This is a genomic window from Clostridium sp. 1001271st1 H5, assembly GCF_005845215.1.
In the GTDB taxonomy this organism is placed as follows: Bacteria; Bacillota; Clostridia; order Lachnospirales; family Lachnospiraceae; genus Enterocloster.
In genome coordinates this window covers 158814-183548 of sequence record NZ_SPHO01000007.1, presented here as the reverse complement: position 1 = coordinate 183548, position 24735 = coordinate 158814, and the positions used below count along the sequence as shown (strand labels likewise).

19 protein-coding genes and 1 pseudogene are annotated in these 24735 nt (G+C 50.1%); 18 read left to right on the top strand and 2 right to left on the bottom strand.

What is annotated here, in order from left to right; translation table 11 throughout:
- Nucleotides 1-40 precede the first annotated feature (40 nt).
- From FGS84_RS12870 to FGS84_RS12860, 3 genes are all read left to right on the top strand, one after another.
- Nucleotides 41-841: a helix-turn-helix transcriptional regulator gene (locus tag FGS84_RS12870; RefSeq protein ID WP_008395979.1), complete on the top strand. Its 801-nt coding sequence runs from the start codon at nucleotides 41-43 to the stop codon at nucleotides 839-841.
- A 36-nt stretch (nucleotides 842-877) separates the two neighbouring features.
- A complete protein-coding gene (locus FGS84_RS12865) occupies nucleotides 878-1393 on the top strand; it encodes a hypothetical protein (protein ID WP_015573183.1) in 516 nt (171 codons plus the stop codon).
- A 173-nt stretch (nucleotides 1394-1566) separates the two neighbouring features.
- Nucleotides 1567-2433, top strand: a complete 867-nt coding sequence (locus FGS84_RS12860; RefSeq protein WP_001255868.1) for an aminoglycoside 6-adenylyltransferase AadE — start codon at nucleotides 1567-1569, stop codon at nucleotides 2431-2433.
- A gap of 628 nt (nucleotides 2434-3061) precedes the next feature.
- Here the strand turns inward: FGS84_RS12860 and FGS84_RS12845 are convergent.
- Both FGS84_RS12845 and ychF read right to left on the bottom strand, forming a co-directional pair.
- Nucleotides 3062-3184 (bottom strand): annotated as a pseudogene (locus FGS84_RS12845) (helix-turn-helix transcriptional regulator); the annotation flags it as partial.
- Nucleotides 3185-3397: 213 nt separating this feature from the next.
- Nucleotides 3398-4495, bottom strand: coding sequence for a redox-regulated ATPase YchF (ychF, locus tag FGS84_RS12840; RefSeq protein ID WP_138308837.1), 1098 nt, complete (start codon nucleotides 4493-4495; stop codon nucleotides 3398-3400).
- 1098 nt (nucleotides 4496-5593) lie between these two features.
- Here ychF and FGS84_RS12835 point away from each other — a divergent pair.
- The 15 genes from FGS84_RS12835 to FGS84_RS12765 all read left to right on the top strand — a co-directional run bounded on the left by FGS84_RS12835 (nucleotide 5594) and on the right by FGS84_RS12765 (nucleotide 24691).
- Nucleotides 5594-6931 (top strand): FAD-dependent oxidoreductase, encoded by a 1338-nt coding sequence (locus tag FGS84_RS12835; protein WP_138308835.1) that lies wholly within the window; start codon nucleotides 5594-5596, stop codon nucleotides 6929-6931.
- An 87-nt stretch (nucleotides 6932-7018) separates the two neighbouring features.
- On the top strand, nucleotides 7019-7909 hold the full coding sequence (lgt, locus tag FGS84_RS12830) for a prolipoprotein diacylglyceryl transferase (protein ID WP_138308833.1): 891 nt from the start codon (nucleotides 7019-7021) through the stop codon (nucleotides 7907-7909).
- A 364-nt stretch (nucleotides 7910-8273) separates the two neighbouring features.
- Nucleotides 8274-8699 carry a division/cell wall cluster transcriptional repressor MraZ gene (mraZ, locus tag FGS84_RS12825; protein ID WP_002567056.1) on the top strand — a complete coding sequence of 142 codons (426 nt, stop codon included), beginning with the start codon at nucleotides 8274-8276 and terminating at the stop codon, nucleotides 8697-8699.
- Nucleotides 8699-9646, top strand: coding sequence for a 16S rRNA (cytosine(1402)-N(4))-methyltransferase RsmH (rsmH, locus tag FGS84_RS12820; protein ID WP_138308831.1), 948 nt, complete (start codon nucleotides 8699-8701; stop codon nucleotides 9644-9646). The genes mraZ and rsmH overlap by 1 nt, the downstream gene beginning before the upstream one ends.
- A 112-nt stretch (nucleotides 9647-9758) precedes the next feature.
- Nucleotides 9759-10289 carry a septum formation initiator family protein gene (locus FGS84_RS12815; RefSeq protein ID WP_138308829.1) on the top strand — a complete coding sequence of 177 codons (531 nt, stop codon included), beginning with the start codon at nucleotides 9759-9761 and terminating at the stop codon, nucleotides 10287-10289.
- A gap of 13 nt (nucleotides 10290-10302) precedes the next feature.
- Nucleotides 10303-12693 carry a penicillin-binding transpeptidase domain-containing protein gene (locus FGS84_RS12810; RefSeq protein ID WP_138308827.1) on the top strand — a complete coding sequence of 797 codons (2391 nt, stop codon included), beginning with the start codon at nucleotides 10303-10305 and terminating at the stop codon, nucleotides 12691-12693.
- Between the two features lie 71 nt (nucleotides 12694-12764).
- On the top strand, nucleotides 12765-14555 hold the full coding sequence (locus FGS84_RS12805; RefSeq protein WP_138308825.1) for a penicillin-binding transpeptidase domain-containing protein: 1791 nt from the start codon (nucleotides 12765-12767) through the stop codon (nucleotides 14553-14555).
- A gap of 70 nt (nucleotides 14556-14625) precedes the next feature.
- On the top strand, nucleotides 14626-15594 hold the full coding sequence (gene mraY, locus FGS84_RS12800; RefSeq protein WP_138308822.1) for a phospho-N-acetylmuramoyl-pentapeptide-transferase: 969 nt from the start codon (nucleotides 14626-14628) through the stop codon (nucleotides 15592-15594).
- Nucleotides 15595-15681: 87 nt separating this feature from the next.
- Complete coding sequence (gene murD, locus FGS84_RS12795; protein ID WP_138308820.1) at nucleotides 15682-17040, top strand: UDP-N-acetylmuramoyl-L-alanine--D-glutamate ligase; 1359 nt, start codon at nucleotides 15682-15684, stop codon at nucleotides 17038-17040.
- 85 nt (nucleotides 17041-17125) lie between these two features.
- A complete protein-coding gene (locus FGS84_RS12790) occupies nucleotides 17126-18283 on the top strand; it encodes an FtsW/RodA/SpoVE family cell cycle protein (RefSeq protein ID WP_347563833.1) in 1158 nt (385 codons plus the stop codon).
- 93 nt (nucleotides 18284-18376) lie between these two features.
- Complete coding sequence (gene murA, locus FGS84_RS12785; protein WP_138308816.1) at nucleotides 18377-19651, top strand: UDP-N-acetylglucosamine 1-carboxyvinyltransferase; 1275 nt, start codon at nucleotides 18377-18379, stop codon at nucleotides 19649-19651.
- A gap of 74 nt (nucleotides 19652-19725) precedes the next feature.
- Nucleotides 19726-20457: a cell division protein FtsQ gene (locus tag FGS84_RS12780; protein WP_138308814.1), complete on the top strand. Its 732-nt coding sequence runs from the start codon at nucleotides 19726-19728 to the stop codon at nucleotides 20455-20457.
- 257 nt (nucleotides 20458-20714) lie between these two features.
- Nucleotides 20715-21572: a MurR/RpiR family transcriptional regulator gene (locus FGS84_RS12775; RefSeq protein ID WP_138308813.1), complete on the top strand. Its 858-nt coding sequence runs from the start codon at nucleotides 20715-20717 to the stop codon at nucleotides 21570-21572.
- Nucleotides 21573-21673: 101 nt separating this feature from the next.
- Nucleotides 21674-23200 carry an FGGY-family carbohydrate kinase gene (locus tag FGS84_RS12770; RefSeq protein ID WP_138308811.1) on the top strand — a complete coding sequence of 509 codons (1527 nt, stop codon included), beginning with the start codon at nucleotides 21674-21676 and terminating at the stop codon, nucleotides 23198-23200.
- A gap of 138 nt (nucleotides 23201-23338) precedes the next feature.
- The gene (locus FGS84_RS12765; protein WP_138308809.1) at nucleotides 23339-24691 is read left to right on the top strand and encodes a GntP family permease; all 1353 of its coding nucleotides are present in this window, start codon (nucleotides 23339-23341) and stop codon (nucleotides 24689-24691) included.
- Nucleotides 24692-24735: the final 44 nt, after the last annotated feature.

Below are 24735 nucleotides of genomic sequence, written 5' to 3'. Positions count from 1 at the left end.
TGGATGATATTTTAGAACAGAGGACAGAGGGGGGGAGAGTATGGCCCTAACTATTCAAGAACGACTAAAAGACCTGCGTGTGGAGCGTGGCTTGACGCTGGAACAGCTTGCGGAACAGACGCACCTCTCCAAATCTGCGCTTGGCAGCTATGAAGCGGACGAGTATAAGGACATCAGCCACTATGCCCTTATTGAGTTAGCAAAGTTTTACGAAGTGACTGTTGATTATCTGCTGGGCCGTTCCCAAACAAAAAATCACCCAAACGCCGATCTTGCAGACCTGCGTTTGAGCGACGATATGATTGAACTATTGAAAAGCGGGCGGGTGGACAATTCCCTCTTGTGTGAACTGGCGACCCACCCGGATTTTCCCCGGCTCATGGCCGACCTTGAAATCTATGTGAACGGCGTAGCGGGAAAGCAGGTGCAGAGCGCAAACGCCATTGTGGACGCTGTGAGTGCAACGATTATGAAACAACACAATCCCGGCTTGACTGACCCACAGCTGCGACAGCTTATCGCCGCCCATATTGACGATGACAGCTTTTGCCGCTATGTGATACAGCAGGACATAAACAAGATAGCCTTCGACCTGCGGGAAGCCCACAAGGACGATTTTTTCAGCGTCCCGGAGGACAATCCTCTGGAAGATTTTTTGCAGACCGCAGAGGAAACCACCAGAGAGGACAGCGACCCGGAGCAGGCGGCTATGGCATTTATCTGTAAGCGGCTCAAGCTGAACTATGGGAAACTGTCAGAGGAAGAAAAGAAGTGGTTGAAAAAGATTGCACAGAAATCGGATTTGCTGAAAAATCCAAAGCCGCAGCGGGGACGCAAGTAAGAGAATAATAAATCAGATTATATGGAGGTATTGGTTATGAAAAAGTGGTTACTGATAATTTCAGCGACTGTTATTTGCGTTGCTGCCGCTTTTTTATATTTCTTTAGTTTAACTCCCAAAGGAGATACCATTACCAGCAGAGAAAGCATATTGAACACCGCAATTTCAAAAGGGAATGAATGGACTATCGCAAAAGAACTGGAACTTGGCGGTTATATCGTGAGTGGAGCATACAGTACAGATAATAAATCTACACTTGCTATCTTTGAACCAACAGGAAATGGAGACTACAAATTTAGTACATCAACAAACCGAAATAGTGATGAGATTATTGTCGGTGGCGTTGCAATAAACGGAGAATGGTATGATTTAATTTGGTTTAATGGTGCTAAAACAGAGTATGCTGAAATCACTTATACAATAAATGGACAAGTGCAAGATACATTGAGATACAACACAGATGATATGGATATTATCTCAATTAAAAACCCAGAAAAAGAGTATTCCATTCATGTGGCTTACTATGACAATGATGGAAATAAATACGAATAAATTGTTTTTCATCGAGAAAATAGCAAAGCCAGCCGAGCCAGTCAACGGTCAAGATGAACGGCGCATTTCATGCGCCGCCGTTGACAGTCCCGCCCGTCTTTGCTAAAGGGTAATCAAGGCGGGAAAGCCCTAAAATGGCTTCACACCTATTTCAATAATTGGAGGAGATAAAAATGAGATCAGAAAAGGAAGTTTATGATATTGTTTTGAATTTTGCAAAAACAGACAAACGCATTCGCATGGTTACTTTGGAAGGATCTAGAACAAATACAAATATTCCGCCTGATGATTTTCAGGATTTTGATATTACTTTTTTTGTTACGGATATGGACAGCTTCACAAGTGATGATAAATGGCTAGATATATTTGGTGAAAGGTTGATTCTGCAAAAGCCGGAAGATATGGAATTATTTCCAGCTGTAGAAAAGGGATTTTCATATTTAATGCTGTTTACTGATGATGTTAAGATAGATTTAACTTTGCTGCCGCTGGAACTGATAGACGAGTATTTTACATGGGATAAACTGGTAAAGTTACTGTTGGATAAAGACAACCGTATCGTAAAGCCGCCAATACCAACGGATATAGACTACCACTTGCAGAAGCCTACTCAAAGAATGTTTGACGATTGCTGTAATGAATTTTGGAATACTACAACATATGTAGTAAAGGGCTTATGCCGCAAAGAAATTCTTTTTGCTATTGACCATATGAATGATATAGTACGAAAAGAATTGCTTCGCATGATTTCCTGGCTGATTGGTATCAAACAGGGATTTCATTTCAGTTTGGGAAAAAACTATAAATTTATGAAGCAATATGTCCCAGAGGAATTGTGGGAACGACTTATGTCTACTTATAATATGGATTCCTATCCCCATATGTGGGAATCCTTTGAACAATGTATGGCATTGTTCCGGGAGGTTTCGTCAGAAGTGGCATGCCAGTTGGATTACCAGTATCCACTATATGATGAAAAAATCAGTAATTATGTGATTCGGCAAAAGAAAAAATATGGCATTGAAGATGATAACAAATAAAATTTTTTCAATCGAAAAAATTTATTTTGATTATTCAATTTTGAAAAACTGAATACCTCAAAATCAGAAAGAGCGCGGCCAAGCACTTTGAGGGATTGGCCGCCTTGTCCACCCATCCAGCGGGGCGGCGGGCGGCGGTCAAGGCCGGGTGTAACCCCGTTCATTTCAGCCTTGACGGTTGCCCGCTGTCCTGCTACTTTTCCGGGAGTGTGGCCACAACTTCGGGACACTTTGTCCACAAGTCGGAGCGTAGGACGAGGGACGGGGGCTTTCATATACGCCCTGTCTGCTGATGAAACCAGACCTGCGCTTGCGGCTCCACGCCACGCAAGCACAGCCCTGTTTTCTTGCCGCTTCAAATCTTGCCGCTTCAAATGCCCTTGCCCTCCCCGGCGGCAACGGCATTTTCACGACAACGCCGACAGAGCGTATAACACACTACACTTTGCTTCGCAAAGTCGTGTGCCAAATGGGGGCGTTGCCCCCTTTGGAAACCCCCACAAGAAAAGGCGATATGCTACCCCTCCACGGGGCGCATACCGCCTTTTCTTGTTATCCAGCCCTCCGGCTGTATTGGTTGAGCAAAAGTCAGCGTGGGATTGGTGTGGTATCTTTATCTAAGTGAACCCCCCCGCTCCCATTTGGAAATGGTCCTGTCGCTGATGTTCATTGCATGGGCCAGGGATTTCTGGGTCATTCCTTTTTCCGTTCTCAGCGTATAAATTAATTTTCCTACTTTGCTGCAATCCATGTTTTTCACCTCCTTGTTTATCATAGTCCATATGGCGTATAAATACAACAAACGCTCCGTGGAGTCGGGGAAGAGAAGGAAAAACCGGCATCATCCATGGTTTATGATGGCGGATGATGCCGGTTTTTCCACTGACATATGAATCGTGAAAGGATTCGTATCAGAATCCCATAACTCTTATGAGTATTTTCAAAGCCAGCCTTGCAGGCTGTATTATACATTAAAACGGAAGAGGACCACATCCCCGTCCCTCATGACGTATTCCTTGCCCTCGGAACGTACCAGACCCTTTTCCTTGGCCGCGTTCATGCTGCCGCATGCCATCAGGTCATCGTAATTGACTACCTCGGCGCGGATGAAGCCGCGCTCAAAATCACTGTGAATCTTACCTGCTGCCTGAGGCGCCTTGGTGCCTACCTTGATGGTCCATGCACGGCTCTCCTGGGGACCTGCTGTCAGGTAGCTCATAAGGCCCAGAATGCGGTAGCTGGCTGCAATCAGCTTCTCCAGGCCGGATTCCGTAAGGCCCAGGTCATCTAAAAACATTTTCTTCTCATCGTCGTCCAGCTCAGCTATTTCCTGCTCAATCTCAGCGCAGATAACGAATACTTCACAGTTGTTCTCATCAGCAAACCCGCGGACAGCCTGAACATACTGGTTGCCGGTTCCGTCGTTTGCAAGGTCATCCTCCGCTACATTGGCGGCAAAGATGACAGGTTTCCATGTAAGAAGGTTCAGGGTATTGATGAACTCCCTGGCATCATCGTCCTCGGGCTCAAAGCTGCGGGCCAGCTTTCCGTCCTCCAGGTGGGCCTTGATGGCCTTTAACAGCTCAACTTCCTTTGCCAGCTCCTTGTTGTTGAATGCGCCCTTGGACTGCTTGGCAATGCGGCGCTCCAGAATCTCAATGTCGGAGAAAATCAGCTCCAGATTAATGGTTTCAATGTCACGGAGAGGGTCAATGCAGCCGTCCACGTGAATGACATTGGGGTCGTCAAAACAGCGCACTACATGCACAATGGCGTCCACCTCACGGATGTTGGAAAGGAACTGGTTGCCCAGACCTTCGCCTTTGGAAGCGCCCTTTACCAGGCCGGCAATGTCCACGAACTCGATGACAGCAGGAGTTGTTTTCTCTGAGCTGTACATGGCGGTGAGCTTGTCCAGACGCACGTCGGGAACCGGAACAACGCCTACGTTGGGGTCAATGGTACAGAACGGATAATTGGCTGATTCCGCACCTGCCTTTGTCAGAGAATTGAAGAGGGTACTCTTGCCGACGTTGGGGAGTCCTACGATACCTAATTTCATATGATTACCTTCCTATCTGTATGTGATATATGATGGTTCAAATACGCCCGGGCTTCTGGCGGGGCGTTCTGATTCTATTACAGCTTTATTATCATATCATAAATGATGGGGAAATTAAAGGGGAAAATGTGTGGTGTGAGGGGGACGCGGACGGGGGAGAGGGTCGGGAAAATGAGCGGGCGGGAACGGGGAGATTTGACTCATGGTTCCCTCGGGGGCTGTCTCTAAGGCTGAACCGGGGACAAAGCAGGGGTACAGCGGCAAATTACGGAGAAATCTTGATGATTTCTCCTCCATGTGCCGCCGTCTTCGGGCCGTGCAGGCCCTCAGCCGCCCCCTGCTTCGCCCCCGGTTCAGCCTAAGAGACAGCGGCCCTCGGTAAAAATCGCCAAATCTCCCCGCCCCCGCCCGCTCATTTTCCGGCTGGTCTGCTGACCGTCCGCTGACTCATCCCACCACAAGGAGAGAGGACGCGTACGCTGAGTGAGAGGGAGGGAATGAGGCGGGGGTTTGTATAATGAAATATGTGAGATTTTTTCTCGTATAGATGGGGCGCGGAAAATCTCAGGGGATAATGTTATGGGTGAATGCTATGGGGAAATATTATGAGGGAATGTTGTGGGAGAGTGCTGATAGAAGGTTGATATGGGAAGATGGAATAATTGTGAAGAATTTTCTCACGAAGAATTATTTCTATGTTTGATGAAAAGGAGATGAATGATAACGAGGAGAAGTATTCTCACATAACAAATGGAGAGGGTTTAAGGTGATGCAGAAGAAACTGATTTTGATGGCAGGAAAGTATGTTTTTAATAGATGAGATTTTTTATCACGAAATAAGATTGGCTCAGGAAGGTTAGCTGCAGTCAGCTCATCCTTATATAGGATTACTTCTTATTATATATAGTGCGTTATATATAGTACCTTCAATTAGATATATTCTGTACAGCACCTTTTATTTAACACATTTTTATTGGGATTTATAATATTGGCGCTTTTTGGCAACAATAGTTGTGACTGGATTTTAGTGATGAGGATTATATTGTTTTGGTAATTATGAAGGATTGTAAATGATAAGATTACAGGAGGTTATTATCTATGGAAGAAACAATTGTCGTCGTTGGGGCGAATCATGGGGGGACGGCGGTTTTGAATACTATATTGGACCAGTTTCCGGGGAAACGGGTGGTGGCTTTTGACAGGAACTCTAATATCAGTTTTCTGGGGTGCGGCATGGCCCTTTGGATTGGCGGGCAGATTTCGGGGCCTGAAGGGTTGTTTTACTCCAGTAAGGAGGCCTTTGAGGAAAAGGGCGCTGTCATTCATATGGAGACAGAGGTTACCAGAATTGATTTTGACGGTAAGACTGTGTATGCCAGGGGAAAGGATGGTGAGGACTATGTGCAGGCCTATGATAAGCTGATTCTGGCAACGGGGTCGGTTCCGCTTCGTCCTGAGATTGAGGGGATGGATCTGGATAATGTGCAGTTTGTGAAGCTGTATCAGAATGCCAGGGATGTAATTGAAAAGCTTAAGGATACCTCCATTCAGAAAGTGGCTGTGGTGGGCGCGGGATATATTGGGGTGGAACTGGCTGAGGCTTTTAAGAGGAACGGCAGGGAGGTGGTTTTGATTGACCTGGCGGATACCTGCCTGTCCGGGTATTATGACCGGGAGTTTTCTGACAGGATGGCGCACAATCTCAGGGAGCATGGTGTGAAACTGGCTTTCGGGGAGAAGGTGATCAGACTGGAAGGAGGCAGACGGGTGGAACGGGTGGTCACGGACCAGGGATGCCATGAGGCTGATATGGTGGTGTTCGGCATTGGGTTTAAGCCTAACACGGACCTTGGGCAGGGAAAGCTCAGAACCTTTGGCAACGGTGCTTTTCTGGTGGACCGCAGGCAGGAAACCAGCGTGCCGGGAGTGTATGCGGTGGGGGACTGCGCCACGGTTTATAATAATGCCATACAGGCAGCGGATTATATTGCACTGGCTACCAATGCGGTGCGCTCCGGCATTATCGCGGCCCACAATGCCTGCGGCAAGGTTCTGGAATCCGTGGGGGTGCAGGGGTCCAACGGCATCAGTATATGGGGGCTCCATATGCTCAGCACGGGAATTAGCCTGGCCAGGGCAGAACGGATGGGATACGATGCAGCGGCAGCGGATTATGAGGACTGGCAGAAGGCGGAGTTCATGGAGAACGGGAACCATAAGGTGAAGATACGCATTGTGTATGACAGGAAATCCAGAATCATCCTGGGAGCCCAGATGTGCTCGGATTACGATGTTTCCATGGGCATTCATATGTTTTCCATGGCAGTGGAGGAACAGGTGACCATTGATAAGCTGAAGCTGTTTGACTTATTCTTCCTACCCCATTTTAATAAGCCGTATAACTATGTGACCATGGCTGCCCTGGGTGCCCGGTAGGTTTTTGGCTGGTAAATACCTTCTTGCTTTTTATACTGCTTCGGGGTAAAATGGGGAAGTATATCACATAGGAAGGAGATTTTCTTTATGGAAGCAGTTACGGGAGCAGATTTGAGTTTTGTGAATCTGGGTATTACCATAGAGCATCTGCCCAACAGCATTACAGTGTTTGGGTTCAGGATTGCATTTTACGGTATCATCATAGGACTGGGGATGCTGGCCGGCATGGCCATTGCGTGTTCGGATGCCAGGAGAAGGGGACAGAATCCGGATATTTATCTGGATTTTGCACTTTATGCCATCATCTTTTCCATTATGGGAGCCAGAGCCTATTATGTTATTTTTGACTGGGCTAATTATAAGGATGATTTGCTGCAGATATTTAACCTCAGGGCAGGAGGACTGGCTATCTACGGGGGAGTGATTGCGGCGGCCCTGACCCTTATTGTATTTACCAGGGTAAGGAAGCTGTCCTTTTTTTCCATGGCTGACAGCGGCGTCCTGGGACTGATTACGGGACAGATTATCGGCAGGTGGGGGAATTTCTTCAACTGCGAGGCCTTTGGCGGGTATACGGATAACCTGTTTGCCATGCGCATCCGTAAGAGTCTGGTAAACCCCGCCATGATATCCCAGCAGCTTGTGGACAATGAGATTGTGGAGCATGGGATTTCCTATATTCAGGTGCATCCCACCTTTTTGTACGAATCCCTGTGGAACCTGGGTGTGCTGCTATTCATGCTGTGGTACAGGAAACGCAAGAAGTTTGAAGGTGAGATGCTGTGGGTGTATTTCTTTGGATACGGACTGGGCAGGGTGTGGATTGAAGGACTGAGGACAGACCAGCTGAAGATTCCGGGAACAGGGTTTGCCGTGTCACAGCTTTTGTCGGCTGTGCTGGTGGGCGTGTCGGCGGCCGTGATTCTTTACCGCCACCGTCACCCGAAAAAGGGGGACAAAGTGGAGGAAACCGTCTAAGGCGTGTACGCTTCCCCACTTTTGGGAAAGCGGAAGGAAAGTGGCGGCGAAAAACATGGGATGGGTCCCCACCAGGGGCATCAAAGGCTGAAAAAATCAATATTTTGTGTCTGGTGGGGGACTCGTCCCACATATAGAGGCAGTTGCGGAAAAGCCCGCAGCTGCCTTATTTTTTCGCAATTTTTTTATAAGATTTCCGTAAAAACTTCTTGCCATTTCCCAAAATCTGTACTATGATGGACATACAAGTGGTAGAAAGTGGTGCAAAGTGGTAGAAGATGGTTGTTAAGTGGATGAAGTGGGGGATATCGGATGTCTCCCACAGCTGTCCACTACCGCTCCGGTGTACGGCAGGTGATAAGTTATGTTCATGGGTGAGTACAATCATACAGTCGATGCGAAGGGACGGCTTATCGTACCTTCCAAATTCAGAGAGCAGTTAGGCGATGAATTCGTTGTTACGAAGGGCCTTGATAACTGCCTTTTTGTGTATGAGAATTCAGAATGGGCTGCCCTTGAAGAAAAGCTTCGCACACTGCCTCTTACCAATGCCGCCGGACGTAAGTTTTCACGTTTTCTCTTAGCAGGAGCTACCACCTGTGAAGTAGACAAGCAGGGAAGGATTCTCCTTCCGGCCGTTCTTCGGGAATTTGCCGGAATCGAGAAGGATGCAGTACTGGTAGGTGTGGGCAGCCGCATTGAAATATGGAGTAAGGATAAATGGCTGGATGCAAACACCTTTGATGATATGGAAGAGATTGCAGAACATATGGAAGGTTTGGGAATTTAATGGAGGAATCAACATTTGTACATAAGTCCGTACTTTTATATGAGACAGTGGGGAGTCTGAACATCAAGCCGGGAGGCTTGTATGTGGACGGCACCCTGGGCGGCGGCGGACATGCCTATGAGGTGTGTAAGCGTTTGGGCAGCGGAAGGCTGGTTGGAATAGACCAGGATGCGGACGCCATAGAGGCGGCCGGGAAACGGCTTCTGCCATTTCAGGACAAGGTGACCATTGTCAGAAGCAATTACGCCAATATTAAGGAAGTACTGAAGGAACTGGAAATCCAGGGAGTGGACGGAATTTACCTGGACCTGGGAGTGTCCTCCTATCAGCTGGACACGGCTTCCAGGGGATTTACCTACCGTGAGGACGCGCCTCTTGACATGAGGATGGACCAGAGGAACGAAATCACAGCCGCCCATATTATTAATACCTACAGCGAGATGGAGCTGTACAGGATTATCCGGGATTACGGAGAGGATAATTTTGCAAAGAACATAGCAAAGCACATTGTAAGGGCAAGAGGGGAACACCCCATAGAGACAACCGGGGAACTGGCGGAAATCATCAAGGGAGCCATTCCGGCCAGGGTAAGGGCAACGGGAGGCCATCCGGCCAAGCGGACTTTCCAGGCCATCCGGATTGAGTGTAATCATGAACTGGAGGTTTTAGAGCAGTCCATTGATACCATGATAGACCTTCTGAATCCGGGAGGCCGTCTCAGTATCATTACCTTCCATTCGCTGGAGGACAGGATTGTGAAGAGCCGGTTCCGGTTAAACGAAAATCCCTGTATCTGTCCTCCTGAGTTTCCTGTCTGCGTGTGCGGGCGGAAGAGCAAGGGGAAAGTGGTGTCCAGAAAACCCATATTGCCGTCAGAAGAAGAGCTGGAAGAAAACAGCCGTTCTAAGAGCGCTAAGCTGCGCGTCTTTGAACGGAGAGAAGCATAGTCATAAGACAGGTGTTTTTCCGGTTATAAGGATACGAAAGACAGCAGGTGGCAGGAAGGCCGGCCAAAGCCGGTAACCGCCGCCAGATTCAGATAGAAGGGAGGATAAGGTTATGGCTGCAAGGGCGCAGGCGTCGTCAGGACGCAGGAATACACACAGAAACACCAGACCCATGTACGGCAATGATTATGTGCAGGGTTCTGCCGCACCAAAGCTAAGGCCCCAGACTGCTCCAAAGCAGGAGACCAGGCCGGGGAAACCATCAGGCAGCCAGTCGGTCCGGAGTAACCACCGGATTCGCCGCAATCAGGAGCGGGCCATGTATATGGACCTTCCATATGTCATCATGCTTACGATTGCGTCTGTATTTACCTTATACCTCTGTATTAACTACCTCCATGTGCAGTCCTCCATCACGGCCAGGATGCATCATATTGAGCAGATGGAGGCGGAGCTGGAACAGCTTAAGGCGGAGAACGACGCCCTTGAGACCAGCATCAATACCAGCATCGACCTCAACAAGATATATGAGATTGCCACCAAGGAGCTGGGAATGGTGTACGCCAAGAAGGACCAGGTGCTGTTATATGACAAGACAGAAAGCGAGTATGTAAGACAGTATGAAGACATCCCGGAACACTAAATCCGGGGGCCGTATGGGGAAAGGCAGCAGCGGCAGCAGGAAGGACAGCGGAAACGGCCCCAGGGAACAGGAGCAATACAGAAACGAACAACGGAATAACCAACGCGGGAAGTATTATTATCCCAAGTATATACAAGAGAAGCTGGCAATCACCGTCCTGGTGATTACGCTGGCTTTATTTGCTTTGGTTATGATTCTGTACCGAATCATCAAGGACAACAATGAGCAGTATAATAAAATCGTCCTCTCCCAGCGCCAGCAGGAGTATGACAGCCGTATTATCCCCTACAGGCGGGGCGACATTGTGGACAGGAACGGCACTTACCTGGCTACCAGCGAGAAGGTGTATAACCTGATTATTGACCCGGGCCAGATTATGTCGGACCCGGAAAACTTTCTGGAACCTACTATCCAGGCCCTGGTCACCAGCTTTGGCTTTGACGCGGGAGAGCTGCGGACCCTGATTGAGGAGCGCAGGGAGACAGCGTATCTCAGATATAACAAGGGGCGCCAGCTCACCTATGACCAGAGAGTGGCCTTTGAACAGATGGCCAGGGAGACAAATGAGGCTTACCGCAAGAGCGATAACGACGCGGAGGCCAGGAAGCGGGTTAAGGGCATCTGGTTTGAGGATGAATATAAGCGCATTTACCCTTATAATTCCCTGGCCTGCAATGTGGTTGGATTTACCAGCAGCGACGGAAGCGTGGGTACGGGCGGCATTGAGCAGTATTACAACAGCAGCCTGATTGGGGTCAATGGGCGGGAATACGGATACCTGGACCAGGACTCCAACCTGGAGGGCGTGGTAAAGCCGGCCGTGGGCGGCAACACAGTGGTATCCACCATTGATGTGAATATCCAGAACATTGTACAGAAATACATTGACGAGTGGCAGACCAACGTGGGCAGCAAGGTAACGGCTGTCATTGTCATGAATCCCAATAACGGGGAAATTCTGGCCATGGGAACCAGCAATAAATTCGACCTGAATAATCCAAGGGACGTGTCCGGCTATACGGAGCAGGACCTGTTTGACCTGGGAAAAAAGGAGGCGGCGGCTGTGTACCGGCGGGAAAATGACGGGGCAGTCATTACCGAGGACCAGGTGCTGGAGCATTTTTCCAGGGAGGATGTGATTTCCTATGGACAGCAGGTGGCCTGGAACCAGATTTGGAGGAATTTCTGTGTCAGCGATACCTATGAGCCCGGTTCGCCTTCCAAGATATTCACTGTTGCCACAGGCCTGGAGGAAGGGGTGCTTAAGGGAAATGAAAACTTTGAGTGTACCGGCTACCTCCATGTGGGAGACTATGATATCAAATGTACGGCCTGGCGCAGGGGCGGCCATGGGTGGCTGAACCTTCAGGAATCCCTGATGCAGTCCTGTAATGTGGCCATGATGCGCATTGGAGCCATGATAGGAAGGGAGCGCTTTACAAAATACCAGGGCATATTCGGATTTGGAGACAAGACAGGCATTGACCTGCCCGGTGAGGCGGACGGTCTGGTTTACAATGCGGACAACATCGGGCCGACGGACCTGGCTACCAATGCCTTTGGCCAGAACTACAACTGTACCATGGTGCAGCTGTCCGCTGCATTCTGCTCTGTTTTAAACGGCGGTTCCTACTATGAGCCCCATGTGGTAAAGCAGATTCTCAATGAACAGGGGTCTGTGGTGGAGAAAAAGGAGCCTGTGCTGGTGCGCGAGACAGTATCCCAGTCCACCTCTGATTTCCTGAAGAATGCCATGTTCCAGACCGTTGAAACCGGTACGGGAAAGGCGGCCCAGGTCATTGGCTACGATGTGGGAGGCAAGACAGGTACGGCGGAGAAGCAGCCCAGAAACGCCAAGAATTATCTGGTATCCTTTGCCGGGTTTGCACCCATTGAGGACCCCCAGGTATTTGTGTATGTGGTCATTGACACGCCCAATTATCCGCCGGGAGAACAGCAGGCCCACAGTTCCTACGCAAGCGCTGTTTTCTCCAAGATTATGACGGAAATTCTTCCTTATTTAAATATATTCCCCACCAAGGACCTTCCTGAAAACGAGGCAATCCAGGAGAGCCTGCCTTCCTCCGAGGGCATAAATGAGCCTGAAACCGAGGCGGAAGGCGCAGAGGGGACAGAGGAGACTCCGGCTGAGACGCAAAGGCAGTACGAGACAGATGAATATATGCCCGGCGGGGATGACGGCGAGGGCAGCGGCCTGCCGGATGCGGTTCCCACTGCGGCTGAGGAGGGGGACGGGACCGGAAAGGGTCCCGGGTCTGCTCCGGTGTGGGCGCTGCCCCGTAAAACCAACGGTGAGAACAGCGGACAGGCAGGTCCTGGCCAGGAAAGCAGCCAGGGAGCTGAGCCGTCTTCCGGGGAGGAAACCGCCAGGCCCTCTGAGTAATCAGGAGAAAAATTCATAAAATGTGACGGGCTCCAATATATTATTAACAATGATGGACACCGGAGCTGCTCATGTATTCTAATTTAACGAAACACAGAAAGAATATAGCCGTCCTGGCACTGCTCATAGCCATTGTCATGGTGAGTCTGTCAGGGCGGCTTGGCTTTCTTATGCTGTTCTGTTCCGAGCATTACAGCGCCATGGCGGAGGACCTTCACCAGAGGGAGCGTACCATTAAGGCGGCCAGGGGGCGTATCATTGACGCCAATGGGGTCGTCATTGCGGATAACAGGACAGTGTGTACCATTTCCGTCATATACAATCAGGTAAAGGACCGGGAGCAGGTTATACGGGTATTGTGCGATGAGCTGGACCTGGATGAGGAACTGGTGAGGAAACGGGTGGAGAAGCACAGTTCCAGGGAAATCATCAAGACCAATGTGGACAAAGAGCTGGGGGACCGGATACGCTCCTACCGGCTGGCAGGCGTCAAGGTGGATGAGGACTATAAACGGTATTATCCCTATGACAGCCTGGCCTCCAAGGTTCTGGGATTTACCGGGGGAGACAACCAGGGCATCATTGGCCTGGAGGTAAAGTACGAAAAATATCTGAAAGGAATGAACGGCAAGATTCTCACCATGTCCGATGCAAAGGGTGTGGAGATAGAGAACGCCGCAGAGGACAGGATTGAACCCATACCGGGAAATGACCTTCATATCAGCATGGATGTGAACATACAGAAATATGCGGAGCAGCTGGCCTACCAGGTGCTGGAAAAGAAAAACGCCAAGAAGGTGTCCATCATTGTCATGAATCCCCAGAACGGAGAGCTGATGGCCATGGTCAATGTGCCGGAGTTTAATCTAAACGACCCCTTCACGCTGGACCAGAACCTTCGGAGCCAGAGCCTTCAGGAGCTGGCTGCCCGGAACCAGGGGGCCACGGGGGCGGAAAAACAGGAGCTTCTGAACCAGATGTGGAGGAATACCTGCATCAATGATACCTATGAGCCGGGTTCCACCTTTAAAATCATCACGGCGGCAGCCGGACTGGAATCAGGGGTTGTGAAGCTGACGGACCAGTTTTCCTGCCCCGGCTTCAGGGTGGTGGAGGACCGGAAGATAAGGTGCCATAAAGTGGGGGGACACGGGGCGGAGACATTTCTCCAGGGAGCCATGAACTCCTGCAATCCGGTATTCATCGACGTGGGACAGCGCCTGGGTGTGGACGGCTATTATAAGTATTTTACCCAGTTCGGACTGAAGGGAAAGACGGGAATCGACCTGCCTGGGGAGGCTGCCACCATCATGCACAAAAAAGAGGACATGGGACTGGTGGAGCTGGCCACTGTTTCGTTTGGGCAGTCCTTCCAGATTACGCCTGTGCAGCTTATCACCACGGCTGCCTCCATTGTAAACGGCGGAAACAGGGTGACCCCTCATTTCGGTGTGGAGACTGTGAGCGCAGACAAAACATCGGTGCGCAAGCTGGATTATCCTTCCGGGGGAAGAATCCTGTCAGAGGAAACCAGCGCCACCATGCGGTATGTGCTGGAGCAGGTGGTATCAGAGGGAAGCGGAAAAAAGGCCAAATTGGAGGGATACCGCATCGGCGGCAAAACCGCCACGTCGGAAAAGCTTCCGCGAAGCCTTAAAAAATATATTTCATCGTTCATTGGTTTTGCTCCGGCTGACAATCCGCAGGTCATGGCCCTCATTACCATTGATGAGCCGGAGGGGATATATTACGGCGGAACCATAGCTGCCCCGGTAATCGGAGATTTATTTAAGAATATACTTCCTTATCTGGGAATTGAGGCAGTGCAGGAAGAAACTGCTGTGCACCTTTCTAATCCATAGTTGATTATTCCCGGAAAAAGACGTATACTAATTACCAAATAAGACATACATATGAGATTGAGGTGCCTTTATGATTCATGAAACCATACTAGCTATTATCATTGCATTTGCCATCAGCGCATTGCTTTGCCCCATTATCATCCCCTTCCTGCACAAGCTTAAATTCGGGCAGCAGGTCAGGGACGACGGACCACAGAGCCATCTGAAAAAGCAGGGAACGCCTACCATGGGCGGCCTGATTATACTCTGCAGCATCATCATTACATCTATCTTTTATATTCCCAGCTATCCCAAAATCATTCCCGTGCTGTTTGTCACGGTGGGATTTGGAATCATCGGTTTTCTGGACGATTATATCAAGATTGTGATGAAGCGCTCCGAGGGGCTGAAGCCCATGCAGAAGTTAGTGGGCCAGTTCATCATCACCGGCATCTTTGCCTGGTACCTGCTTAACAGCGGGGAGGTAGGGACGGATATGCTGATTCCCTTTACAGGCGGCTTTGACGGGGGCAGCTTCCTGTCCCTGGGAATCTTCTTTGTACCTGCGCTGTTCTTCATCATGCTGGGTACGGACAACGGGGTGAATTTTACAGACGGCTTAGACGGCCTCTGTACAAGTGTTACCATACTGGTCGCCACCTTTCTTACCATTGTGGCAATCGGCGAGGACATGGGCATCAGCCCCATGACGGGAGCTGTGGTGGGAAGCCTTCTGGGATTCCTGCTGTTCAATGTATATCCGGCCAAGGTGTTTATGGGGGATACAGGCTCCCTGGCCCTGGGCGGCTTTGTGGCTGCTTCCTGCTACATGATGCGCATGCCTTTGTTTATTCCCATCATCGGACTCATCTATTTGGTGGAGGTGCTGTCCGTCATCATCCAGGTGACCTATTTTAAGCGCACCGGCGGCAAACGTATTTTTAAGATGGCGCCTATCCACCATCACTTTGAGCTGAGCGGGTGGTCGGAGACTAGGGTGGTGGCTGTCTTTGCCATTGTGACTGCCATCCTCTGCATGGTGGCTTATCTGGGGCTGTAGGTATTATATTGGTGTACATGTATCTGTCGCACGTAAGAGGCCGGAATACGGTCTCCGGGTGCTCATAACGAGGAGGTTAGTTGACAAATGAACCAAAGTCAGAGAGTTTTAGTGGCTGGAACGGGAATCAGCGGCATTGCTGCTGCGAAGCTGGTTCTTGAACGGGGCGGCGATGTGGTGCTTTATGACGGAAATACCGCCTTAAGGGAAGAGGATATCAAGGAAAAATTTGACAAGGATGCAAAGATAACTGTTGTGCTGGGGGATATCAAGCGTTCCGACCTGCTGGGCGTGGAGCTGTGCATCATCAGTCCGGGCATACCCTTAGACAGCCCTTTTGTGGCCGTGGTGGACGATGCCAAGATTCCCATTCTGGGAGAGATTGAGCTGGCCTACCAGTGCGGCCTGGGAAAGCTGGCCGCTATTACGGGAACAAACGGAAAGACCACAACCACAGCCCTAACGGGAGAGATATTAAAGGCCCGCTATGAGGAGACGTTTGTGGTGGGAAACATTGGCGACCCCTATACCGCCAAGGTGCTGGAGATGACGGAGGATTCCGTGACCGTGGCAGAGGTGTCCAGCTTCCAGCTGGAAACCATTATGGATTTCAGACCCAATGTCAGCGCAATCCTGAACATCACCCCGGACCATCTGAACCGTCACGGCACCATGGAGAATTACATCCGGATTAAGGAATGCATTACCCTGAACCAGACAGAGGAGGATGCGGTGGTGCTCAACTACGGCGACCCTGTTCTCAGGGAGTTCGGCCAGAATCCGGAGCTTAAGCCCAGGGTCATCTGGTTTTCCAGCAGGGAGAAGCTGAAGGATGGTTTCTGCATGGACGGGGATAACATTGTGTACTGCCAGAACGGCCGCCAGACCGTTGTGGTCAATGTCCATGACATGCAGCTCCTGGGCCGCCATAACTATGAGAATGTCATGGCAGCCGCAGCCATTGCCCTGGAAATGGGCGTTCCCATGGCGGACATTACAAGGGTCATTGAGGCATTCCATCCCGTGGAACACAGGATAGAGTTCGTCAGGGAGCGCACCGGGGTCAGGTATTACAACGACTCCAAGGGAACCAACCCGGATGCAGCTATCCAGGCCCTGAGAGCCATGCCGGGTCCCACTCTTCTCATTGCCGGAGGCTATGACAAGAACAGCGGGTACGATGAATGGGTGGCTGAATTTGAGGGCAAGGTCAGATACCTGGTGCTCATAGGACAGACCAGGGATAAGATTGCCGAGTGTGCAAAAAAGCATGGTTTTACGGAAATCATGTATGCAGAAGATATGCAGGAGGCAGTGCAGGTATGCGCCGTGTATGCGGACATCGGAGACTATGTACTGTTAAGCCCCGCCTGTGCCAGCTGGGGCATGTTTAAAAATTATGAAGAGCGGGGACGTGTCTTTAAGGAGTGCGTCATGGCTTTGTAGGAGGTAAGTGCGTATGGCGGGAAAGGTGCAGACGGCAGCCGGACCCTCCGGCCAGGTGAGACGGCCGGCCGGGAACGGGGAGCGGATGGAACAGCAGATGCCAAAGAAAAAAAAGAAGGCAAAGCGTTTTTATGATTACAGCCTTTTGTTCTGCATCATTTTCCTGACAGCTTTCGGGCTGGTAATGATTTACAGCGCCAGTTCCTATTCAGCGCAGCTGAGTAAGGCATATAACGGAAACGGTGCATATTTCATGCAGAGGCAGGCGGGAATCGCGGCAGTGGGTCTGGTGGCCATGCTCATCATATCCAAGATAGATTATCATATATTTGCCCGGTTTTCCGTGTTTGCCTATCTTATGTCATACATACTCATGATTGCAGTCAGCCTGATTGGCCGTGAGGTAAACGGCAAGAAGCGCTGGCTGGGAGTGGGGCCTTTAAGCTTCCAGCCAACGGAGTTTGTCAAAATAGCCCTGATAGTGCTTCTGGCTGCGGTGATTACCACCATGGGTATGAAAATTAATAAATGGAAAAATATGGGTTACGTGGTGGCCCTGACCCTGCCCATAGCGGGTCTGGTAGCCATGAACAACCTGAGTTCCGGCATCATTGTGTGCGGAATCGCTTTTGTCATGCTCTTTGTGTCCTGCAAGGTGAAGTGGCCCTTTTTCTCCATCGGGGCCCTGGGTCTTACAACCCTGGCCTTTGCCGGGCCCATTGGCAAGTTTCTGACCACAGTGGGATTGCTTCAGCCTTATCAGTACCGCAGGATTGAGGCGTGGCTGAACCCGGAGTCCGACCCTACGGACAAGGGATTCCAGGTCCTTCAGGGGCTCTATGCCATTGGTTCCGGCGGACTGGTGGGCCAGGGGCTGGGAGAGAGCATACAGAAGCTGGGCTTCCTGCCTGAGTCCCAGAACGATATGATATTTGCCATTATATGCGAGGAGCTGGGGCTGTTCGGGGCCGTATCCATCATCCTCATATTCCTGTTCATGATATACAGATTCATGATTATTGCCAACAATGCCCCTGATTTGTTCGGGGCCCTTCTGGTGGTGGGCGTCATGGGACACATAGCCATCCAGGTCATACTGAATATCGCGGTTGTGACCAACACCATTCCCAACACGGGAATCACCCTTCCCTTCATCAGCTACGGGGGAACGTCGGTGCTGTTCCTCCTGATGGAGATGGGAATTGTCCTAAGCGTGTCCAATCAGATAAAACTTGAAAAGTAACAGCAGGAATACCGCACAAGCGGGCACGTCCCGGCATATGCTTTAAGTAGAAGGTGTTTTCTACGGAAGGCATAGATACCAGGAGGTGCCCCATTGTCTGTCATTCAGGTTTGTGGTCTTACTCCCCTGCAGGGAGAGATATCCATACAAGGTTCTAAAAACGCCGTACTGCCCATGATGGCTGCGGCTTTGCTTCACAGAGGAATTACAGTGCTGACCAATGTCCCGGTCATACGGGATGTGGCCTGTATGCTGGACATACTGGAAAGTCTGGGCTGCCGGTGCTGCCACAAGGGAGACTGCCTTGTGATGGATGCCCGCAGCGTCACGGGGACATCCATTCCCGAAGCGTATGTCACTGCCATGCGTTCCTCTATCGTGGTGCTCAGCGCCCTGTTAGGACGCATGGGCGAGGGCAGCAGCTGTTATCCGGGCGGATGTCTCATAGGGGCCAGGCCCATTGACCTGCATCTGATGGCACTGAGGGCCCTGGGAGCCGATATCCGGGAACGGGATGGTACCATAGAGGCCAGATGCAGAAAGAACGGAGGCCTTAAGGGAACAGAAATCCATCTGTCCTACCCCAGCGTGGGGGCCACGGAACAGGCCATACTGGCGTCTGTGCTGGCAGACGGAGTGACCATTATCCACCAGGCTGCCAGGGAACCGGAAATCAGCCAGCTGTGCCGTTTCCTCAATAATATGGGGGCTGTTATCTGCGGCATGGGAACGGACCATCTGATGGTGCAGGGGGTATCCGGGCTGCATGACAGCAGCTTCCGGGTGGAGGGTGACCGGATTGTGGCAGGCACCTACGGGGCTGCGGCAGTGGCCGCCGGCGGGGAGGTCCTTTTGCGGGGCATACGTCCGTCCGAGCTTAAGGTGCCGTTGGAGGAATTTGAAAAGACAGGCGCTGCAGTGGATGCGGACGAAGAAAACTGCCAGATTCGCATAGGCATGAGGAGCCGTCCCCTTCCCCTTCTCATAAAGACAGAGCCGTATCCCGGTTTTCCCACGGATTTGCAGTCGCCCTTCCTGGCATTCCTGGCAACTGCCCGGGGTACCAGCTATATAGAGGAGCAGGTCTTTGAGGGCAGGTTTGCGACGGCGAAAATCCTGGAACAGATGGGGGCTGTCATACGGACCGAGGACCGGAGGGCTGTGATTGAGGGGCATTATCCCCTGAAGGGCGCTGCCGTCAATGCCTGCGACTTAAGAGGCGGAGCAGCCTTGATGGTGGCGGCCCTGGCAGCGGAGGGGGACACATTCATCGGGGAATGCCATCACATTGAGCGGGGGTACGAGGACATATGCAGGGATATGGCTGCATTGGGCGCCAATATCCGCTGGGTGGGGAAGGACTCCTGATGGCCGGAGGTAATTCCCGCAGATGGGGAAGGACTTATGGCAGGGGAGAATGATATTACCAGGTGAGGTACTGTATGAGAAATTATGGTAGTAAACATCATATAGGGGCAGGTATTGCCGTGGCAGTGGTACTGCTTCTGGCAATCCTGCTTTTGTCTGTGCAGATTCAGAATGTGACGGTGACAGGAAGCGGCCGGTATTCGGCCAAACAGGTGGAAGACCTTCTGTTCACCGGAAGGTGGGGGAAGAATTCAGCCCACGCCTATTTTTCGGACCGGTTCCGCCCCCACATCCAGATACCCTTTGTGGAGGATTATAAAATAGTGTTCCATAATCCGCTGGACGTGGAGGTAATCATATATGAAAAGAGCATTGTGGGATATGTGTCCTACATGAGCAGCTTCATGTATTTTGACAAGGATGGTATTGTGGTGGAGAGCTCAGGAAGCAGGCTGCCCGGCGTCCCATGGATTACAGGCATGGAATTCGGCAGGATAGTGCTGCACCGTCCCCTTCCGGTGGATGATAAGAATATTTTTGAGGAGATACTGAACCTGACGCAGCAGCTGTCGGTCTATGATATTGCAGTGGACCGCATCCAGTATGATTCCCACGGGCAGGCTACCCTGTTCATCGGAAAAATGGAGGTCACCATGGGGGACCACACGGATATTGACGGAAAGATATCCACCCTCAACGATATCCTGAAGGCCCAGCCCCAGCTTACGCAAATCAGCGGGACCATGAAGCTGGACAAGTATTCGGAATCCAACAGCGGGGCAGGAATTACATTTAAAAAGAAATGATTTTCTTTGGCTGATTATTTTTCCGGCTGAATATATGTACAGCAAAGCATTATTCATAATCTGAATAGTGCTTTTTTCAGATTGGTTTTTAAAGGCCATGGAATGTAACGGGTGAAGGGCGGCGGAGGATTCAAAGGAAGCGGGGGATGCAAGGACAGGGGTGGCGGGGGGTGAAAATAAAATAAAGTTTCAAAAATAAATATAATATATTGAAATTATAATTCAAATGCGCTATAATTATATCCAGGAGGTAGAAAATGGACAATCCAAATACGAGTTATCAGCTGAGAGTGCAATCAATATTGCCTTCCATCAACAAAAAGAATGAAAAGAAGATTTATGAATTCATTGAGACAAACAGGAAAGAAATCATACATATGTCTGTGGCGGACGCAGCAGAGGCCTGCGGGGTCAGCGAGGCAGCCATTGTCAGATATGCACAGAAACTGGGGTATAAGGGTTATCAGGCCATGAAAATAAGCATTGCCCAGGATGTGATTGAGCCGGGGCAGCAGATTTACAGCCAATTGGCAAAAGGAGACACCATCCCCACGATTGTGGACAAGATATTCGAATCAAATATCCAGTCCTTAAGGGATACCAGCGATGTGCTCAGCAGGGAAAATATAAACGAGGCTGTCAATCTGATTCTGGGATGCAGGCGCCTTCTGTTTTTCGGGGTAGGCGGTTCCGGCTGTGTTGCCATGGACGGACAGCATAAATTTTTGAAAATAGGCTATATGGCCATGGCGTTTACGGACAGCAATCTCCAGGCCATGGCTGCTTCCGTACTGACATCCCAGGATGTGATTGTTGCTGTTTCCCATTCCGGGGCTTCCAAGGACATTCTCATGGCCATGGAGATTGCAAGGCAGTCCGGAGCAAAGACAATCGCCATTACCAACTACGGAAAGTCTCCCATTGTGGAAAAGGCGGACGTTGTCCTGTACACGTCTTCCAATGAAACTGCTTTTAACAGCGATGCATTGTCCTCCAGAATAGCGGAGCTGACAATCATCGACATGCTGTATATAGGGGTGTCTTATAAGAGATACGATGAATCCTATGCCAATATACTTAAGACAAGAAAGGCATTGGATTCCACAAAAATATAAGAAGGAGGTGGATAAAACAGGATATGAAATCAAAGCATACAAAGGAGGTGATGAATCCATCAATGCGATTCATTTAAAAAATGGAGCAAGGAGGGCAGGGAATGTTTTGCGGAATCGATTTGGGGACTTCCAGTGTAAAGGCATCTGTCTTTGATGAACACGGCAGACAGCTGGCCTTTTCCAGAAGAGAGATTGATTTGGTACTTCCACAGACAGGATTGGCGGAGCTGGAACCGGAGAATTACCTGAATAAGGTGTACGAGACATTGGCGGATGTATCAGCGCAGTGCCGCGGGAATATCGTATCCATTGCGGTTTCTTCCCAGGCGCAGGCCGTGGTGCCTGTGGACCATAAGGGAAATCCCCTGTATAACATCATTGTTACGATGGATAACAGGACGCTGCAGCAGTACCGGTTTTGGAAGGAACACCATGACGAGTGGGAGATATATAAGCGCACAGGCAATGGATTTGCATCCATTTACACTGTAAACAAGATTATGTGGTTTAAGGAAAACAGGCCGGATATCTATGAAAAGGCTTGGAAGTTTTGCTGTGTCCAGGATTATGTGGTATTTAAGCTGACCGGGGAGGGTCCTTTTATCGACTATTCCATGGCCGGCAGAACCATGATGCTGTCCTCAAAACGTCCGGAATGGGACAGCGGGGTGCTGGATATGGCAGGAATATCAAAGAACAAATTATCGGAACCAGTCAAATCCACTGCGATTATAGGCAGGGTAAGGGAGGACATAAGGGCCGGACTGGGTCTGAGCCGGACCTGCCGTGTGGTCCTGGGAGGACATGACCAGGCCTGCGGTGCAATTGGAAGCGGTGTGATTACTCCGGGCATGGTGATGGATGCCTGCGGCACTGTGGACGCAATGGTTTCGGTTCTGCCTGGTTTTATAATAGACAGAGCCATGCTGGAAAATAAGCTGCCCTGCTACAGACATGCGGACGGAACCAATTATATTACCATGGCAATCAATACAAACGGGGGATTATTTTTGAAATGGTACAAGAATACCTTCTGCCATGAGGAATCACAGTTATGCGGTGAACAGAACTGTGATATTTATACATATATTATTAAAGAGTGCGCCAACACTCCTGCAGACATATATGTATTACCTCACTTGGAAGGCGCGGGTACACCAGTAAACAATCCGCTATCTCTTGGAGCCATAATCGGCTTAAGAGTCACTCATACAAAAAAAGATATAACCCGTGCTGTTTTGGATTCCCTGGGCTATGAGATGAAATTAAACCTCATGGCCATTGAGCAGAGCACAGGACAGTCAATCGAAGAAATACGCATGATAGGCGGCGGCGCCAAGACACCTAAATGGTTACAGATAAAGGCAGATATATTTAACCGCAGCATTACCGTGCTGGAAACCCAGGAAGCTGCATCCCTGGGAGCTGCCATCGCAGGCGCCGTGGGAACCGGATATTTTGAAGACTTCGGACAAGCCATCAGCCATATGGTCCGCCCGAAAGAAACATATATTCCCAATCCTGCCATGGTAAAGGAGTATGAAACAAGATTTGAGGAGTACAAAAACATATATCCGGGATTGAAGGATATCAATGAGAGGATATCCAGCCGTACATCTATATACTAATTCTGTTTCCTGGATTTGTCAATTCCATTTTTGTATTCCGGACATAGCGCTGAGTACAGCTTAATACGTGAGAAGAAAGGTATCAGTTGAAACAGGCGGTACTTTTATTAAAGTACGCCAAAAATAGGAGGTTATCATATGAGTGGGATTACATTAGCAGTGAATTTGGCCATATCAATTGCAATCATATTATTTTTAGTCCTTAAGTTTAAAATTAACCCGGTCATATCCATGATACTGGCCAGTCTGTACATGGGAATATCCTGCAGTCTTGGCTTCATGGACACCATTACATCCATCAACAGCGGATTTGGAAATCTGATGACAGGTATCGGCTTCCCCATTGGATTTGGAATCATGATGGGCCAGATACTGGAGGATTCCGGCGCAGCTGAATCCCTTGCAAAGTCCATATTAAAGGCCTTTCCGGGAAAAAGGGCGCCCTGGGCGCTGGGACTTACCGCGTTCCTGTTATCCATTCCTGTCTTTTTTGATGTGACGTTTGTTATATTGATTCCCCTTGGCATTGCAGTGGCAAAGGAGACAAAACGTCCGCTGGCATATTTTGCAGGTGCTATCGCCATAGGAGGAGTCAGCTCCCAGACCTTTGTGCCGCCCACGCCCAATCCGCTTGCAGCGGCCACCATACTTAATTTTGATTTGTCTTATATCATTATCGCAGGCACGGTTGTGGGCCTGGCGGCAGCTGTATTTTCCATGTTTGTATGGTTCAGGATGCTGGACCGTCCGGGATTCTGGGATCCGGAAAAGGATGAGAACGGCCTTTTGGATATGGACGAGGCTGTTGTGAGCCGGGAGGACCTGCCCTCTCCATGGGCGGCAATCATTCCTATCTGTCTCCCTGTACTTACGATTCTCGTCGGCTCTTTCTGGCCGGTCATGACAGGCAGCGATGCTCCGGTGGCCATACAGTTCATTTCCCAGAAAACCATTGCAATCCTTCTGGGTCTGTTGGCTGCCTATGGAATACTGCTCAAACGGATGGGATGGAACGGGCTTAACGAGTCAGTGGGCAAGTCCCTGAAACAGGCAGGGGTGGTGCTGCTGATAACAGGTGCAGGCGGGGCTTTTGGCGCCGTGATACAGGCAACCAACATTGGCGAGGTTCTCATAGCAGGGCTGACAGAGGGCCAGTCCTCCACCATGCTTATTTTATGCCTGACCTTTGGAATCGGAGTCCTGTTCCGGGTGGCCCAGGGGTCAGGAACCGTTGCATCCATAACCGCAATGACCATCATGGCGTCCGTGGCACCGTCCGCAGGCTGCCATCCGGTGTATATTGCCCTGGCCGCACTGGCAGGAGGCAATTTCATCGGCCATGTCAATGATTCCGGATTCTGGGTGGTTACAAACCTTTCAGGCGCCAGTGTGACAGGCGGTTTGAAGACATATACATGGAATACCATAACCCTTGCGGGCATGGCATTTATACTTTCATTGGCAGGAGCAGCCTTACTGCCGATGGTGTGACATCTTAGCAGCGTAAAAATTTGAGAATTGAGAGGAGTATATGA